Raw genomic sequence first — 17,925 nt, 5'->3', positions numbered from 1 at the left:
ATGTTAGTATTGTCACGTAAAAAGGGAGAATCTATTATCATTCAAGATAATATTGAGGTAACTGTACTGGCAGTGGAAGGTGATACAGTGCGAATTGGTATCTCCGCCCCCAAACACATTGATATCTTTCGGAAAGAGGTATATGCATCTATTCAGGAGGCTAATCGAGAGTCTGCAAAACCTGATGCTCCTAGTGTCGCTGCTTTTATGGAGTTGCTTCAAGGCATTGAAAACAAAAAAAAATAAAAATATTCCAATTTACTATTAACTGTTCTTCTCTTCCTGTCGATATATAGTTTAGACGCTGCTTCGGCAGGGCGGCCGACCTTAATGTCGCGGCGTTTACCACAAGGATGTGGAACTAACTTATTTTCAGGGAGGAAATTTCTAATGATTATCAACCACAATATTGCTGCAATGAACACTCACCGTCAATTGGGTGCAAACACAACTAACACAAACAAGGCTATCGAAAAATTGTCTTCTGGTCTGCGTATCAACCGCGCTGGTGACGATGCTGCAGGTTTGGCAATTTCCGAAAAAATGCGCGGTCAAATCCGCGGTTTGGATATGGCTACTAAGAACTCTCAAGATAGCATTTCATTGATCCAAACAGCTGAGGGCGCGCTGAACGAAACTCACTCCATCCTGCAACGTATGCGTGAGCTTGCAGTTCAATCTTCCAACGATACAAATACAGATAAAGACCGTACTGCATTGCAAGATGAAGTAAATGAATTGGCGAAAGAGATCACTCGTATCTCTAACACAACTGAATTTAATACTAAGAAACTTTTGGATGGTTCTGCTAGCACTGGTGGGGGCGTTACAAGTGCTGCTGACTTGACATTCCATATCGGCGCGAACCAAGATCAAAACATTACTTTGAAAATTAAAGCAATGGATGCTAAAACACTAGCAGTAAGCGGAGCAGGTGCTTCTAACGTGGCCGCAACTGGTACTGCTGCAGGTGTTGCTGTTGATGGTATCGGCATTTCTACACAAGCTTCTGCTAATGCCGCTATCACAACGATTAACACTGCGATTGAAACAGTTTCTTCCGAGCGTGCTAAACTGGGTGCTTACCAAAACCGTTTGGAGCACACAATCAATAACTTGGGAACCACTTCCGAGAACTTGTCTGCTGCGGAATCCCGTATTCGCGATGTAGACATGGCGAAAGAAATGATGAACCAAACGAAAAACAACATCTTGGCTCAAGCTTCCCAAGCAATGTTGGCACAAGCGAATCAACAGCCACAAGCTGTTCTGCAATTGCTTCGTTAATTTCAATAAAATTATATATCATCACATTAAACTGCCAGGTTTTACCTGGCAGTTTTTATTTTGGTTTTTGGTTATAATTTCATGTTATTTGAGGCCTACATTCGCTAACAAAAGGTATTAAATTTTCCGACATATAGTATAAGACTATTAGAGATGAGAGGACAACCATGAGCAAAACAATATCGTTATGTATGATTGTCAAAAATGAAGAACAAGTACTCGGTAGATGTCTTGAAAGTGTCAAAGATGTCGTTAATGAAATTATTATTGTAGATACGGGATCAACTGATATGACTCTTGACATTGCTCGTAAGTATACGGACAAAATATATTCCTTCGAATGGGTAAACGATTTTTCTGCAGCAAGAAATGAATCACTAAAATATGCAACTTCAGACTATATACTGGTGTTGGATGCAGATGAATATTTGGAAGTAGGAGCGGACTTTCAGAAGGACTTAGAGAAAAACTGTGATTACTATTTATTTAGAATAAGAAATGAAATATCTTGGGATAGAAATTTTACCTTCGCGGCAATTAGATTGTTTAAGAATCACATATCTTTAAAGTTTGAAAATAGATTACATGAGCATTTGAACATCATTAACGGCACGGCAGAATACACTATGGGTGAATCAAATTTGTTAATTAATCATGTTGGTTATACCGATGGTAAAATGCTCGAGAAAGATAAACACAAACGAAATTTGCCCTTAATGGAACTTGAAGTAGCAGAAAATCCTACAGCGTATAATCTTTACAATATGGGGAAGACCTATTTTGCTATTCAGGAATATAAGAAAGCAGTAGATTTTTTTAAAAAGGCATATCCATTAAGTAAGGATCGAGTCTTTCTTCCAGAGTTGCTTACAAAGCTAGCTTATGCCTTGGCAGAAATCAATCAGATGGAAGATGCTCTATCCATACTGGCAGATGCTGTGATGATGTTCCCAAAAGAAACAGAGATGAGATATATATTGGGGATGATTTATCAGAAAGCTGAATATTACCGGGATGCTGAGGTATGCTTCCGTAAATGTATAGAACTTGGAGATCAGGGTTCACTTATTACTGAAGGTAGTGGCGGTTATATGGCTCATATGAGATTGTCTGAGCTGTATGAAGAGATTGGACAATTAGAAGATAGCCATAGAGAAGCCGTATTTGTGTTAAATCTTAAGAGGAATTTTGCTCCAGCTCTACAGCAATATTTAAATCTTATGCTTAAGTTAAAAGTGAGTACCGAAAACATCCAAAGTGGAATAAATCAGCATTATACGTTAAAAAGTGTGGAAGATTTGCAGCAGTTGTTAGATATTATGTATGGCGTACGAAGTCCTCTATTGGAGAAATATCTTACAACTTATAACATAACAGTACAACCTAATGTGCTGGCAACTTCTAAAATTTACAGCAAAAATTATATGGAAGCTAGTTTATTATGGAATGAAATAGCGGATAAACAAAATGAAAATGGGCAAGATCTATTGCTACTAGCTTTCCTTCTGAAAGATGTTAGTAATTTAGTGCATATACAAAATTTATTGAACTTAAGTAACAAAGAAAGAAATGCTCTGGAGAAGATGATTACGGATCAAGATGGTAAATACTCGTTAACCCCTGTGATTGAGAGCCGCCTATTGGATATTTGCTGTAAAATGATTATCTTACAAGAGTTTGAACAATTTCAGTTACTTGTCGAGAAAATGATAGAAATCAAATCAGAGTCAAGACTAAGTATAGGAAAATTGTTAAGTGATTATCGATTTGATGAGTTGGCTATTGATATGTTAATTACTATGTTCAAAGATCAACCTAATAATGTTCAACTTGTCCGGTTGCTAGGTGATCTTTGTCTGAGAAATGGCTATATGGAAGATACTCAATTGTTCTTTTCTAAACTATTGACTATGGATTCTCAATACAGTTCCTATGAGAGAAGTTTTAAACTTTATGAAAAACAAGAAGACACAATTAGTTGTCGAACAATAAAAGAAGAAATCAAAAACCGATTTAGGAATGTATTGTGGGTAAGAGAAGCTTGAAAAGACTCTCTTCTTTAGTAAATATCTATTTGAACTAGGGGTATCTTCGTTAGGAGGAAGAAAGACGATGGGGAAAATTAATAGTGATCTGAATACAGAGATCAAACTTTTTAAAGAAAATATAGAATATCTTATATCAAGTGGAGATTTAGAAAATTCAAAAAAACTGATTGCAGAGTTTCAACTCATAAAGGATAAAGATATAGAAATTCAAAATATGAAAGCTATTATAAGCATAATGGAAAATAGTCTAGATGATGCTGAACGATTTCTTTGGGAAGCAGTAGGCATAGAATCAGATAGTCCAGACACGCTTTTTAATTTGGCTTATTTATATGAAATAAAAGTGGAACTTGAAAAATCTATAAATTTTTACAGACAAGCTTATCAAAAAACAGAGAATTTAGAACGAAAGTTTCAAATAAAACAAATATTATCACATTTTGAAGATGTAGAGTTTCCTATTGAAAGGAAATTCATTGTATTGTCATCATGTCCATGGGGAGTAATGCTTCAACGCCCACATCAAATAGCAAGAGCATTATCCAAGTTAGGATATAAAATTGATTATATTCAACCTTCTATTGAAGTAGAAGCTAGTAATGAAAAAGTTACGAATGATGAATTAATGAAATTTAGTGAGGACCATATCAGACAATATGAATTAATCAAAATACACAATCCGGTTTCAGCATATTATAAAGAAAACTACCTATTAAATAATTATAGCAACATAGTCCAGGATATAATAAATGAATCAGATGAAGAAGTTATATTGATATGCTACCTTCCATCTCAAGTTAATATAATTAATCAGCTTAGCGGTAGATTCAAGGTGGTTTATGAATGTGTAGATGATCATAGTGATCTGGAACATTCATACTGGAGCAATAAGCAAGATCGAGAATATGAGATTCAAATTTTGGATAGAGCCGATGTAGTAACAACAACTAGTAATGCTCTTTACCTTACTAAATCCATTCAAAACAAAAATAACAATGTATATCTTTCTAAAAATGCTGTTAATGTTGAAGACTTCACAAGATATGAAGAAACTATACTACCTGATGATCTTCTAGAGATACCTAGTCCAAGGATTTGTTACATTGGTGCAGTTGATAGCTGGTTTGATAAAGAGTTGTTTTATGAGCTTGTAAGAACTAATAAAGATAAATCATTTGTTGTTATAGGGCCTGTAAAAGAAGGTATTCTGAATGAAAAAGAAGATAATTTATACATCTTAGGCTTGAAAGAACACCGTGAGTTAAAATCGTACTTGAAGTTTATGGATATAGGTATTGTTCCTTTTAAGGATAACACTGATATAATTATAAATTGTGATCCGATAAAAATGTATGAATACGTGATGAGTGGTTTACCTGTGATTGCAACAAATATGCCTGAGCTCATTCTTAATAAATCTTTTATTAAGACATGTAAAAATATTAACGAATGGAATTCAGTTATAACTCACTTTATTAATTTTAAACTGCCAAAAGATGAAATGAGAGAGTTCATTCACGATAATACTTGGGCGATGAGAAGTATACAAATGATAAATTTAATTGATGATAGAACTGATCAATATAATAGAGATTCTATCTTGAAAAAAATGAGGAAAAATTGGGAGACGGCTATAGATGATAATGCTGTTTTACTATCCATGTATTCATTACTAATTGGAGAGAGCGATAAAGTACGTGCTCTAATGTTAGCTGAACAAGCTTATTCAGAAGTCGGAATATACTATACGTTTAAAAACTACATGAAATTATTGATCCTTAACGATGAATTATCAACTGCAACTCAAGTCGTATTGAATTATGAGGGAATCGATAAAAAATACAAAGCTGAATTAATTTATGCGAAAGAAAATGGTAAAGATATCTTGGTTAGATTGTTATATTGCATAAATGATTTCCATGAGATTTATAACTATCTAAATGACAAAAGAGATTACAATGAATCAATTGACTATGCGAATTATCTCTTTGAAGTAGGTAACCTAAATAAAGCTTTACAGATTTATTGGAATAATTCTTTCAACAACTATCTAGTACATGATTCCCCATTATCATCAGTTAACATTGCTTACTTATTAGAGCTATCAAAAAATAATCGCTATAGTTACTTCGAAGAAAGATACGAATTACTCTGTAAAAAGTACCTGGAGTACGAAAAAGACCATAGAGAAAATGAGTCTGGGAATTTGAGAATTACAATCCTTATCGTTACAAGAAACAGACCTGCTCTGCTAGAACGATGTTTATTATATTTCTCAGGGTTTAGAAATATAACTCTTAATATAAGGGTGCTAGATGGTAGTGATACTTATGAAAAAGGAATTAACTTAGAATTGCTACAAAAAAATAACTTTAAGAATGTTATCTATTCTCACTTTGATAGCTCTTCTTCTCCTATAGATAGGATCTCACATATTTTTCCTGAAATTGAAGATGAGTACTGTGCAGTATGCGCGGATGATGACTTTATAGCCGAAGAAGGTATTATATCATCGATTAAAATTATGGAAGCTAATATGGAGATTGTTACTGTAAAAGGTAGATCATATGTGTATAAAAATAATAATATCTCTGAAATTTTTGAATTCCCTAAGGATTGTTGTGAAAGATTAATAGAGGATTCTCCTGTGGATAGAATTAGTAAATTAACAAAAAATTGGGTACCACAATTGATTTATTCTGTATTCCGTAAGGATACATTAAAAATAGTAACGAATTTATTAACAAAAGAAGAAGTGAGATCTTTACCCTTTGTATTCATAGAATATTTATGGTATTTCGCAATACCTTTGATTGGTAAGGTTGAGAATATGGAAATTCCATTAAATATTCGGGATTTCAGCATGGATTCAGAGGGACATGTAGCTTGGGGATTCGCCAATTATATCGAAGAGGATTCTTTTAATGAAAAATATGAAGTATTTAAATCAGCTTTAGTTAGTTTATTCGAAAATTCTGAACAAGCTGATGAGTTAGACGAATGTATGGATCAAATAATGGATTCATTCTTAGATAATAGTTGGGGAATTAAAGAAAGGTTTGTTGTTAATCTGTAGAAATATGTAAATAGCCTATTTTTAGGGAGTGTATAATTTATGAAAGCCGTTATTTTGGCGGGAGGATACGGTACAAGAATTAGTGAAGAAACCCACTTAAAACCGAAGCCAATGATTGAAATTGGTGGGAAGCCTATTCTATGGCATATTATGAAGAACTATTCTCATTATGGTATAAACGATTTTATTATTTGTTTGGGGTATAAGGGCTATTTAATAAAAGAGTATTTTGCTAATTATTACTTACACATGTCGGATGTGACTTTTGATATGAAAAATAACGAAATGCAGGTACATCATAATACAAGTGAGCCTTGGAGGGTGACTCTTGTAGATACCGGAATAGAAACAATGACAGGAGGTCGCTTGAAAAAGGTAGAAAAGTATGTAGGAGACGAAACTTTTTGCTTTACGTATGGCGATGGCGTCAGCGACGTTAATATTACTGATGTTATTAGTTTTCATCGAAATGCCGGAACTAAAGCTACTCTAACAGCAGTGCAACCTCCAGGTCGTTTTGGTGCATTAGATATTTTAGATAATAGTAGAATAACAAGTTTTGAAGAAAAACCTCAAGGGGATGGAAACTGGATAAATGGAGGGTATTTTGTCCTTGAACCTGAGGTTTTTGATCTGATCGAAGATCCTACAACAGTTTGGGAGCTTGGTCCGATGGAGAATTTGGCGAATGATAATCAATTATCGGCATTCAAGCATGACGGTTTTTGGCAACCTATGGATACGCTTAGAGATAAAGTTAAACTGGAAGAATTGTGGAGCTTGAGAAAAGCACCGTGGAAGGTGTGGGATTAAATGGCGTCTAGTTTCTGGGAGTCTAAAAAGGTATTAATCACAGGACATACAGGGTTTAAAGGTAGTTGGTTAGCGTTATGGTTACAACATTTAGGGGCTGATGTATATGGTTATAGCAGCCCTCTACCGACTAGCGATCCTAATTTGTATGAAATTGCACAAGTATCCAAGAGCATGAATTCTATGTATGGTGATATTTTGGATTTTGGGAAAATGCAATCTTTTATTCGTAGAATTCAGCCGGATATCATTTTCCACCTTGCAGCGCAGCCCTTGGTTCGTGAGTCTTATGCTGATCCAGTTGGGACATTTTCTACGAATGTTATGGGGACAGTGAATTTATTAGAGATTGCAAGACACGTCGATTCGGTACGAGTTGTTATAAATGTAACAACTGATAAATGTTACCAGAATAGTGGAGAATCACTACAGGGTTTTGCTGAAAACGACCCTTTGGGAGGACAGGATCCATACAGCGCTAGTAAAGCTTGCTCGGAATTTGTTACTTCTGCATTTGAGCAATCCTTTTATTCTAACAATGGAAAATTATTATCCTCAGTTAGAGCGGGGAATGTGATCGGGGGCGGTGATTGGGCCGTTGATCGTATCATACCAGATATTATTCGCTCGGTAATAAATGGGGAAGTAATGAAAATTCGTTATCCTCATGCTGTTAGACCTTGGCAACATGTGTTGGATTGCTTGGATGGGTATCTATTGCTTGCTCAAAACATGTGGAGGTTTGGTAATAAATTCACAGGTGCTTGGAATTTTGGCCCGAGGGAATCTTCAATTTTGTCAGTGGAGAAACTAATTGAACAATGTAACAGACATTTGGGAAACAGAATTAAATGGAACTGTGAATCTGAAAAACATTTGTATGAAGCTTCCCGTTTGGTTCTTAATGTTGACAAGGCAACTAATTTGTTACAGTGGGAGCCACAGTTAAACATAAATCAGACAATAGAATGGACTATGGACTGGTATTTGGGTTATATGAACAGTAGTTCCGAGCACAGAACGTTGCAACAAATAAAGGATTTTGAAAAAATAAAAGCAGAAAAATTGCCTTAACTTAGGGAGAATGATTTGATGTCAACTGAGGATTGCCGTTGCTGTGGAGCAGCATTAAATACTGTTTTTCTAGATTTGGGGATTTCACCACTGGCTAATTCATATGTGAAGTCAGAAAATCAAATGGAGAATATGTACCCGTTGAGAACATATGTTTGCGAAGTCTGTTTTCTTGTTCAAGTGCAGGAGTATGAGTCACCTGAGCATATATTTAGTGATTATGCATATTTCAGTAGCTATTCAGATACTTGGCTAAGCCACTCGAAGAATTATGTTCAACACATGATGGATAAATTCCATTATACAAGCGAAACACAAGTGATTGAAATTGCAAGTAATGACGGGTATTTACTCCAATACTTTAAAGAAAAAGGGGTAGCGGTACTAGGCATCGAGCCCGCAGAAAACGTAGCTAAAGTCGCTGTGAGCAAGGGAATCGAGACTTCGGTGAATTTTTTTGGAACTTCAGTAGCAAAAGAATTAAACAAAGAGGGAAAGGTAGCGGATTTACTTCTGGGAAATAATGTGCTTGCACATGTCCCTGATTTGAATGATTTTGTTGCAGGTATGAAAATACTGTTAAAGCCTCGGGGTACTATTACAATGGAGTTTCCTCATCTACTTCAACTTATAGAGCATAATCAATTTGATACGATATACCATGAGCATTATTCATATTTTTCACTTACCACAGTTATTCGACTTTTTAGGCAGCACAATCTAACTGTTTATGATGTCGAGAAATTGAGTACTCATGGTGGATCTATTCGTATCTACGCAACTCATTCAGAAAATCCGAATTTTCTAATTCAATCCTCCGTTCATGAACTGCTTGCTAAGGAAATTAAGCTTGGGATGACAAATATCGAGATGTACAAAGGATTTCAAGCGAGAATTGTTCAGTTAAAGCGTCGAATTACAAAATTCCTTATCGAATTGAAAGACGAAGGGAAGATTGTAGCGGGTTATGGTGCCCCTGCTAAAGGGAACACTTTAATCAACTACTGTGGTATTGACTGCGATATTATTGATTTTACAGTGGATCGAAGTACGTATAAACAAGGTACTTTTCTGCCTGGGTCACGAATTCCAGTGTACTCACCTGAGAAACTAAAATTGGCTCAACCCGATTATGTATTTATCTTGCCGTGGAATTTAAAAGACGAAATTATGGAACAAACTTCATTCATTCGTGAATGGGGAGGTAAATGGATTTTACCTATACCGGATATACACATTGTTGAATGACTGAAAAGGGATGTGAGCACACATGGATAAAGAACGCTTCGAGTTGGAGAAGAAAGAAAATATGAAACGACAAGCTGCTGATACTGAATTGAGGAATACTGTGCACAATTTTATTCTTCAGCAGACAGCACATAACTATACCTACAATTTCACATGGTTGGGACTACCTATCATTCAGTTCCCACAAGATGTTATTGCTCTGCAAGAAATTATTTGGAAAGTGCAACCTGATGTAATTATTGAAACAGGTATTGCACGTGGAGGATCAATTATTTTCCATTCATCTATGCAAAGATTAATTGGCAAGGGCGGAATAGTCATAGGGATAGATATTGATATTAGATCTCAAAACAAAGAAGCTATCGAGAATCATCCTTTTTCGGATTGTGTCCATTTAATTGAAGGTGATTCTACTAGTGATGAGGTTATAGAACGAGTAAAGGATATTATTTCAGAACGTAAAAGTGTGATGGTCATACTAGATTCTAACCATACTCACGATCATGTTTTAAAAGAATTAGAGGTGTTTTCCCCATTAGTTTCCAAGGGGAGTTATTTAGTCGTGTTGGACACAGTTGTTGAAGACATGCCGGATCACTTTTTTAAAAACCGTCCGTGGAAAGCGGGAAACAGCCCCAAAAGTGCTGTAAGGCAATTCTTGCGGGGAAACAATCGCTTCATAAATGATAAAGATCTAGAAGATAAACTTTTAATAACTGTTGCTCCTGAGGGGTATCTGAAATGTATTACTGACTAGTGAGCATCCAACGGAGGAATATTTGATGAGGTTTATCAAAACTATGTTACCAGGAGCTTATCTTATAGAAATAGAGTTGCTGACAGATGTGAGGGGACATTTTGCTAGGGCGTGGTGCCAAGATGAGTTTAAGTTACATGGACTTGAGAGTTCATTTGTTCAGTGCAATATCTCATATAACGAGAAAAAGGGAACTCTGCGAGGATTACATTATCAGACTACTCCCTACGAAGAAGTCAAAATAGTTCGTTGTACGAAGGGGGCTATTTGTGATGTTATCGTTGATCTGAGACCAGATTCTCCAACCTATAAAGAGTCGCTTTCTTTTGAGTTGTCGGATGAAAATTACAAAATGCTTTACATCCCCAAAGGGTTCGCACATGGTTTTCAAACATTGTCTGATCATACGGAAGTTTTTTATCAGATGACCCAGTTTTATAAAGCGGAATATGCTCGTGGAATCAGGTGGGACGATCCTGCTTTTAATATTGAATGGCCTGAAGAAGACAAGAGAATTATGTCAGAAAAAGACCAGAATTATGATGGGTATCATTCATGAAAAAAAGAATAATTGTGACTGGAGCAAATGGATTTATTGGGAGCCATGTAGTGGATGAATTGTCGATTACAGACTGTGAAATATATGCTATATCATCAAAAATTGAAGACAAGATAAATACTAGTAATATTACATGGTTGAAAGCTGATTTACTTGATGATAATCAAATCGAAGAAGTATTCACTCGTGTAAGTTCACCCACTCATCTTCTGCATTTGGCATGGGACACCACACCAAATCATTATTGGAACTCCTCATCAAATTTCAAATGGGTAAGTGCAAGTCTTTCTCTATTTGACCGTTTTCGTGTAGCTGGAGGTAAAAGGATTGTGGGAGTTGGCTCTTGCGCAGAGTATGATTTAAGTCAGGGATTATGCAAGGAATCTGAGACCCCATTGAACTATAATACAATCTATGGATCAAGTAAAAACTCATTACATCATATGTTAATGACATATTCACAGCACTATGAGATTTCGAGTGCGTGGGCACGAATCTTCTATCTGTATGGCCCACGTGAACATCATTTACGTTTGGTTCCGTCGGTGATTTTATCTTTGCTGGAGGGAAAGGAAGCAAAATGTTCCCATGGACAGCAGATTCGCGATTATTTGTACGTTAAAGATGCAGCCCGGGCGTTAGTGGAATTGCTAAGCAGTCAAAGTAATGGACCCGTTAATATTGGTTCTGGCAAGCCGGTAAGCTTATCTGAAATTATATATAAAATTACTGATATCCTTCAACATAGAGAATTAATCCGGTTAGGGGTAATTCCAACCTCACTTGAAGAACCTAAGGTCGTTCTGGCCGATATAACTAAGCTGAGAGAAAATACTGGTTGGACTCCCTCCACGAAGATGGAAGATGGGTTATATGAAACTGTTCAGTGGTGGAAGTCTAGTCTGTTTGGAGGTAAGTAATGTTGAATGAAAATTATTGTCCGATATGTCAGTCATCTAGTTTAAGTGAAATACTAAAACGTAGTAATATTCCCGTGTACCAAAATGTCCTAATTAATAGTTTTGAGGCTGCAAGACAAATCCCGAGAGGTGATTTGGAGATTTTGGAGTGCATGGAATGTGGTTTTGTTTATAATAGCATGTTTGATACTAACAAAGTCGTTTATAGTAGCGACTACGAAAATACACAGTCATACTCCACATACTTTAATAGTTATTTAGATGATTTGGTAGAAACACTTGTGAACCAAAAAGGTGTCAGTAATCTCAATGTAGTAGAAGTTGGGTGTGGAAAAGGCGGCTTCTTAAGAAAAGTAGTTGAGGCTGGAAATAATTATGGATATGGGTTTGACCCAAGTTATATTGGACCGGAAGTTGATTACGGTGGGAGATTGAGATTTGAAAAGAAACTCTATAATGAAGATAGTGTTGATATCAAAGCCGATGTAGTTCTTTGCCGACATGTTATTGAACATATCTCTGAACCTGTTATGTTACTTAGATCTATAAGAAAAGCACTGGTGCACTCTCCCCAAGCCAGAGTGTTTTTCGAAACGCCCTGCGTTGACTGGATTTTTGAGAATAAAGTTATGTTTGATTTTTTCTATGAGCATTGTTCATATTTTAATGAGAAATCGATTTCCAAGGCATTTGAGCTTGCAGGGTTTGAGGTTGTGAGTATAGATCGTATATTTAATGGTCAATACATGTGGTTAGAAGCAAGACCAACCGAATTAGATGGAGAATCGAAAGACAAGTCATATGTACATTATGCTGACTCAAGTAGTATTGGGTTTTCCGAACATGAATTTGAGTGGAAACGTAGAACAATGGAGCAGCTTTCTATTTACTCAGCATATGGGAAAACTGCTATTTGGGGAGCAGGGGCTAAGGGAGTAACATTCTTGAATTTAATTGATCCAGAGATGAAGTATATCGATTGTGTAATAGATGTGAACCCTAATAAGGTAGGTAATTATTTACCTGGAACTGGTCATGAAATAATTGGAATTGAAAGTGTAGGGAATAAAGATTTAGCAACGATTATTATAACGAATTCAAATTATCTGAATGAAATAAAAAAAATAGTTCAACAGAAGAAACTTAATATAAACCTTGTCGATATTGAAACATGGTCAGCTCAACAATCATAACGTTCTGGAAAAAGAAAGAGCAGAGACAAGTTGTACGAATGCTAGCTTGTAATAATTTTTTGAGGAAGAGACATTAAAATCAGTTCTGTTATTCAATCTCAAACCTCTTTAACCGATAAATATAATAAATAATTCCATCGGAGGATGAACGATGAATCTACAATTTTCATTTTCGACGAATATGGTGAATGGAACGTCAGGTTCAATAAGTCAGCCAAGCGATATATCACAAAACCCAAGCAGTAAACTTTTGCAAGCAGTCAGGAATGGAGTAGATTTATCCAAGCTGGAACAGCAAGGGGTCAACATTCCTTTTGGAGATGAACACCTTATCAAAGCGATTGATAGGGCGGTAAAAGCTCTTCAGGGGCCTTCAACTACTTTGGAAATGAGCGTTCATGAGAAAACGCATCAAATTCTAGTGAAGGTTCTTAATAAGGAAACAGGTGAGCTGATTCGTGAAATTCCTCCAGAGAAAACGTTGGATTTAGTTGCCAAGATGATGGAAATAGCCGGAATTATAATTGATGAAAAGGTATAGGGGGTTGGGTAGATGAATATGCGTATTAATGGTTTTTCAGGAATGGATATCGACAGTATGGTTAAATCAATGATGACAGTGAAGAGAGTTCCACTGGATAAATTGAATCAACAAAAACAAATTCTCGATTGGACAAGAAATAGCTACAGGGAATTAAACAGCAAAATCGTTCAATTTAATCAAAAACTTGCAGATATGAATATGTCTAAAGCGACAAATACTCAAAAATCAACTGTCAGTGGTAATACAACAGCAGTTAGAGCAGAAGCAAACGCGGATGCTAGCGCTGTAGGTTTGACTGTTGAAGTGGAGTCACTCGCCAAAAAGTCTGGTATACAGAGCAATTCGGGATTGCTTACAATGGGTGGCGATAATGCGAAGTCAAGCACTACGTTGGGGGAGTTATCAGGTAATGCAGGACAAAATGAATTTGATCTTAATATAAATGGGAAAACAGTTCAATTTTTAAAAGGGGATTCAATATCCACTGTGGTTGCACGTATTAACTCTGCAATTCCTACAGTAACCGCAACTTTTGATGAGGTAAGCGGTAAATTCACAATTACTAGTAAAGAGTTTGGCAAAACGATTACGGATTTGGGCGAAAGCAAGGTTATCGATCCAGATACAGGCGAAGAAACGGTTGTAAACGAGTCTAAATCCAGTTCTCTTTTCTCAGTACTCAATTTCTCTGATACTACTGCAGATCCATTAGGTAATGGAAAGAAGTTTGGTGAAGGGGGTACTCTTAATTTTACAAAAGGTAAGGTTTATATTACTAGTGCCTTAGATCCCACACGTAAGCTTTTTGACACTGACAGCGATACACTAACCGTAAATGGCGTCAAATTGACCTTTCTGGAAGAGACGTCTGGAACTCCTTCCAAAATTACTACACAGTCTGACCCATCTAAAGCTGTAGAAACAATCAAATCATTTGTTGACACATACAACGAATTATTGGGGTTAATGAACTCTAAATTATCAGAACAAAAGTATAGAGATTATGCTCCGCTGACATCAGAACAAAAGAAAGATATGACAGAAGATGACATTAAGAACTGGGAAGAGAGAGCTAAAAGTGGACTTTTAAAAAATGACACTATTTTAAGCTCGGCAGTAGCTTCAATGAGAACTTTAATTACTAGTAACTTAAAGGGTTTGAGTGAAGCGGGAATAACAACAGGGCAATATTATGAAAAAGGTAAGTTGCAAATAGACGAAGCCAAACTTAATGATGCACTGTCAAGCAATCCAGATAAAGTTCTGAGTATTTTCCGTGGCTCCAGTTCGGATATCGATGGAAAAGGGATCTTTAGTGGATTGAGAACTGAGTTAAATTCAACATTAGACCTTTTTGTGAAAAAGGTAGGTACTTCCAATAGAGATGCTGACGCCAGCATGACATTGAAAACTGAAAGTATCATGGGTGAGCAATTGAAGAATTACAACAAAAGAATTTCTGATCTGGAAAGAAAAATGACAGCTTGGGAAACCCGGTACTATAAACAGTTTGCTGCAATGGAAAAAGCGATGAACCAGTTTCAATCACAGTCGTCGAGTTTATCAAGTTATTTTCAATAATCAAAGGAGGAATAATTCCATATGATTACATCTCCTTATGAGAAATACAAACAATCCTCGGTACAAACCTCTACGCCTGGTCAGTTGGTTATTATGCTATATGATGGTGCCATCCGATTTGTGAAGGTTGGTCTAGAGGGTATTTCAAGCAAGGACCACATGAAGGCTAACGTCAATTTGGGGAAAGCCCAAACAATAATTAGTGAACTGATGTCTACCTTGGATCACTCGTATCCTGTATCTAAAAATTTGTTCTCAATGTATGAATATATGAATCACTTGCTAATTCAATCCAATATTAAAAAAGAGACACAACCTGCATTAGAGGCATTGAACTACTTGCAGGAACTTCGTGAAACCTGGGTCGTCGCCAATAAGCAATATATAGGGACATCAATGAATGAATAGTAACCATGCAGCCATAGATACGGTTTTAAGTGAACTTTCGGATCTTACACATAGTTTTATGCTAGAATTGGAAACAAAAAGTTCTGATGAGACCGAAAATTTCGTTAAAGAAAGACAGGTATTGGTGGGACAACTGCAAAAGGTTCTGGATGTTCAAGAGATGGATAGCGAGCAACAACATGAGCTGAAGCGTATTCTGGGTTATGACCAAAGAATACAGGGTCACATGTTATTTCTTAAAAATGAGGCGCAACAGTGGCTGACTCAGCGAAGTGCAGCAAGATCTCAGCGGAGCGTGTACGAGAACAACTACGCAGTAGATAGTTATTTGATGGATAAACGGAAGTAAACTAATGTCGAAACCAGTATTGCTCTTTGCAGTACTGGTTTTTCTGCACTTACCAACCCTCCAATTACCTGATATATTCAGGATATCCCACCTTTCAACACAAACCCCAATTAATCTACAAAAAATTCCAAGAAAACATTTACTTTTCCAATTGACAATGGATAACTTTGGATGGTATTATCTGAATTGTGGGCAGAGGTTAAGGCCGAAAGCTTCACTTCATTTGATGACGAAGGGAATGTTAGTGCATGCAAGGTAAAGTAAAATGGTTCAACGCAGAAAAAGGTTACGGTTTCATTGAGACTGAAGATGGCGGCGACGTATTCGTACATTTCTCCGCAATTCAATCCGAAGGATTCAAAACTTTGGAAGAAGGTCAATCCGTAGAATTCGACATCGTCGAAGGCGCGCGTGGACCGCAAGCAGCTAACGTAATCAAATTATAATCATCCGGACAATCCGACCTACATATATGGTTAGATGGTTACCAAATTGAATTATCGCTAGCATCAGACTCCGGTACTTTCCGGGGTCTTTTTTTGTTTCAATAGATGAGAGATTTGAGAATCATCCGAGGAACATTTTTCTATTGAATTTAATAGATTTAAAAGATAGATTGAAGTTCATTTTACATATTAGATTGAGCTGGCCCAAAAACGGTTAAATACATCATCAAGCGCCTAATAATTCATACCAAGTAAATATTCGATTATGGCTGAATATGATGAAATATCGCGAAATATGGCGTTATGCCTACGTTGGCAGATGTGGCTTGAACAGATGTCATTATTCGGTCACCGGGAGTTTTTACATGGCGCTTACATTCGTGTTATAATGAAGTGGCAAAGGAAAAAGGAGGAGTGCCCTATGAATTTAAGTATTCGAGGTCAACAAATCGAGGTTACTGATGCTTTGAAGGATTATGTCGACAAAAAGTTGAGTAGACTCGAGAAGTATTTCGATGCACCCCTTAACTCTGACGGTGCTGTTACATTGAGCACGACGAGAGGTTTGCATACGGTAGAGGTGACGATCCCTTTGAAAGGCATTGTGCTCCGCGCCGAGGATGAGAGCGACGATATGTACGCATCGATTGACTCCGTGGTGGACAAGCTGGAACGTCAGATCCGCAAACACAAAACAAAAATTAACCGTAAGTTCCGCCAGGAAGGCAGCCTGAAGACACTCTTCGTTGAAGATCCAACAGGTACTGTAGCTACAGCTGAACTGGATGCGGACACGGATGACGATGATCTGGAAGTTGTACGGACGAAACGCTTTATGTTGAAACCAATGGACGTGGAAGAGGCCATCCTCCAAATGAACATGGTTGGTCACAATTTCTTCGTATTCTCCAACATTGACAGTGAAGAAGTTAGCGTTGTTTACAAACGGAACGATGGTAAGTACGGATTGATCGAACAAGGTTAATCTTAACGTACAGGATCATCGGATCGAACTTGCATATGAATATCTAATAATAATGAAGACAGGGACTGTAGTTTCCTGGATTAGACTTAACAAGAGCTTCCATCCCTTAGGGATGGGGCTCTTTTGTGCGTAGAGGAGCTGGGAAATAACCTTTGGAAATAAAATGGTGAAACTATTCCCTATGCTGCTGCGTCTAATAGATAGTAAGAATAATCATAATTGGTACAAGTTTATCACCAGATTCGGATGTTTACGAAAATATTCGTACGCCTACATTCGAGAACTGGATATGAGATTTCCATCCAAATTTACCATCAAAATTCGTTGACAGAGCTGTCTAGCCTGCAAAACGAAACATGACAATCGGACGCTTCCGCTAACGACTATGATTTTTTGCACTTAAACTCCATTTGATATGTCTCATAAGTTCAAAGAAGTGTGCCGTGGCGTGTTGCGGCGGCCCTTACAAACTGTTACAATTTATGCAAAGAGAATCATTGTCCTGATGAGGAATTGTCAACGAATGATCGCTAATCACAATCAATGACAGGCACAGCACCATGAACATGATTCGCAAGGCTCGGGCTTCGGCTAGTTTTTAATAACCGAATCCGTTTGAATACCGAATTAGCTTCAT

At 36.8% G+C, this 17,925-nt stretch carries 17 protein-coding genes; all 17 read left to right on the top strand.

Annotation, left to right across the window (positions count from 1 at the left end; all coding sequences use genetic code 11):
• The 17 genes from csrA (at position 1) to hpf (ending at position 17,288) form a co-directional block, all read left to right on the top strand.
• Complete coding sequence (gene csrA, locus EL84_RS03005) at positions 1-246, top strand: carbon storage regulator CsrA (protein ID WP_024631614.1); 246 nt, start codon at positions 1-3, stop codon at positions 244-246.
• A 144-nt stretch (positions 247-390) separates the two neighbouring features.
• Positions 391-1,287: a flagellin Hag gene (gene hag, locus EL84_RS03000; protein WP_047840672.1), complete on the top strand. Its 897-nt coding sequence runs from the start codon at positions 391-393 to the stop codon at positions 1,285-1,287.
• Between the two features lie 167 nt (positions 1,288-1,454).
• Positions 1,455-3,332 (top strand): glycosyltransferase, encoded by a 1,878-nt coding sequence (locus EL84_RS02995; RefSeq protein ID WP_047840671.1) that lies wholly within the window; start codon positions 1,455-1,457, stop codon positions 3,330-3,332.
• Positions 3,333-3,399: 67 nt separating this feature from the next.
• Complete coding sequence (locus tag EL84_RS02990; RefSeq protein ID WP_047840670.1) at positions 3,400-6,411, top strand: TIGR00180 family glycosyltransferase; 3,012 nt, start codon at positions 3,400-3,402, stop codon at positions 6,409-6,411.
• Between the two features lie 39 nt (positions 6,412-6,450).
• The gene (gene rfbF / locus EL84_RS02985) at positions 6,451-7,224 is read left to right on the top strand and encodes a glucose-1-phosphate cytidylyltransferase (RefSeq protein ID WP_047840669.1); all 774 of its coding nucleotides are present in this window, start codon (positions 6,451-6,453) and stop codon (positions 7,222-7,224) included.
• Positions 7,225-8,298, top strand: coding sequence for a CDP-glucose 4,6-dehydratase (gene rfbG, locus EL84_RS02980; RefSeq protein ID WP_047840668.1), 1,074 nt, complete (start codon positions 7,225-7,227; stop codon positions 8,296-8,298).
• 18 nt (positions 8,299-8,316) lie between these two features.
• Positions 8,317-9,546: a class I SAM-dependent methyltransferase gene (locus tag EL84_RS02975; RefSeq protein ID WP_047840667.1), complete on the top strand. Its 1,230-nt coding sequence runs from the start codon at positions 8,317-8,319 to the stop codon at positions 9,544-9,546.
• A 22-nt stretch (positions 9,547-9,568) separates the two neighbouring features.
• Positions 9,569-10,303 (top strand): cephalosporin hydroxylase family protein, encoded by a 735-nt coding sequence (locus tag EL84_RS02970; protein ID WP_047840666.1) that lies wholly within the window; start codon positions 9,569-9,571, stop codon positions 10,301-10,303.
• A 25-nt stretch (positions 10,304-10,328) separates the two neighbouring features.
• Complete coding sequence (gene rfbC / locus EL84_RS02965; protein WP_047840665.1) at positions 10,329-10,862, top strand: dTDP-4-dehydrorhamnose 3,5-epimerase; 534 nt, start codon at positions 10,329-10,331, stop codon at positions 10,860-10,862.
• Positions 10,859-11,782 carry an NAD-dependent epimerase/dehydratase family protein gene (locus tag EL84_RS02960; protein WP_047840664.1) on the top strand — a complete coding sequence of 308 codons (924 nt, stop codon included), beginning with the start codon at positions 10,859-10,861 and terminating at the stop codon, positions 11,780-11,782. The genes rfbC and EL84_RS02960 overlap by 4 nt, the downstream gene beginning before the upstream one ends.
• On the top strand, positions 11,782-12,975 hold the full coding sequence (locus EL84_RS02955; RefSeq protein WP_047840663.1) for a class I SAM-dependent methyltransferase: 1,194 nt from the start codon (positions 11,782-11,784) through the stop codon (positions 12,973-12,975). Before EL84_RS02960 ends, EL84_RS02955 begins: the two co-directional genes overlap by 1 nt.
• A gap of 151 nt (positions 12,976-13,126) precedes the next feature.
• Complete coding sequence (locus EL84_RS02950) at positions 13,127-13,516, top strand: flagellar protein FlaG (protein WP_047840662.1); 390 nt, start codon at positions 13,127-13,129, stop codon at positions 13,514-13,516.
• Positions 13,517-13,528: 12 nt separating this feature from the next.
• Positions 13,529-15,100: a flagellar filament capping protein FliD gene (gene fliD, locus EL84_RS02945; protein ID WP_235431479.1), complete on the top strand. Its 1,572-nt coding sequence runs from the start codon at positions 13,529-13,531 to the stop codon at positions 15,098-15,100.
• A gap of 21 nt (positions 15,101-15,121) precedes the next feature.
• Positions 15,122-15,508 (top strand): flagellar export chaperone FliS, encoded by a 387-nt coding sequence (gene fliS / locus EL84_RS02940; RefSeq protein ID WP_047840661.1) that lies wholly within the window; start codon positions 15,122-15,124, stop codon positions 15,506-15,508.
• The gene (locus tag EL84_RS02935; protein WP_047840660.1) at positions 15,501-15,857 is read left to right on the top strand and encodes a hypothetical protein; all 357 of its coding nucleotides are present in this window, start codon (positions 15,501-15,503) and stop codon (positions 15,855-15,857) included. The genes fliS and EL84_RS02935 overlap by 8 nt, the downstream gene beginning before the upstream one ends.
• A gap of 248 nt (positions 15,858-16,105) precedes the next feature.
• On the top strand, positions 16,106-16,303 hold the full coding sequence (locus EL84_RS02930) for a cold shock domain-containing protein (RefSeq protein ID WP_024631599.1): 198 nt from the start codon (positions 16,106-16,108) through the stop codon (positions 16,301-16,303).
• A gap of 421 nt (positions 16,304-16,724) precedes the next feature.
• On the top strand, positions 16,725-17,288 hold the full coding sequence (hpf, locus tag EL84_RS02925; RefSeq protein WP_047840659.1) for a ribosome hibernation-promoting factor, HPF/YfiA family: 564 nt from the start codon (positions 16,725-16,727) through the stop codon (positions 17,286-17,288).
• Positions 17,289-17,925: the final 637 nt, after the last annotated feature.

Origin of the sequence: Paenibacillus sp. VT-400, assembly GCF_001029205.1 — a bacterium.
Taxonomy (GTDB): domain Bacteria; phylum Bacillota; class Bacilli; order Paenibacillales; family Paenibacillaceae; genus Paenibacillus; species Paenibacillus amylolyticus.
Note: the sequence above shows the minus strand (reverse complement) of the source record. Positions and strands in the feature narration are given on the sequence as shown.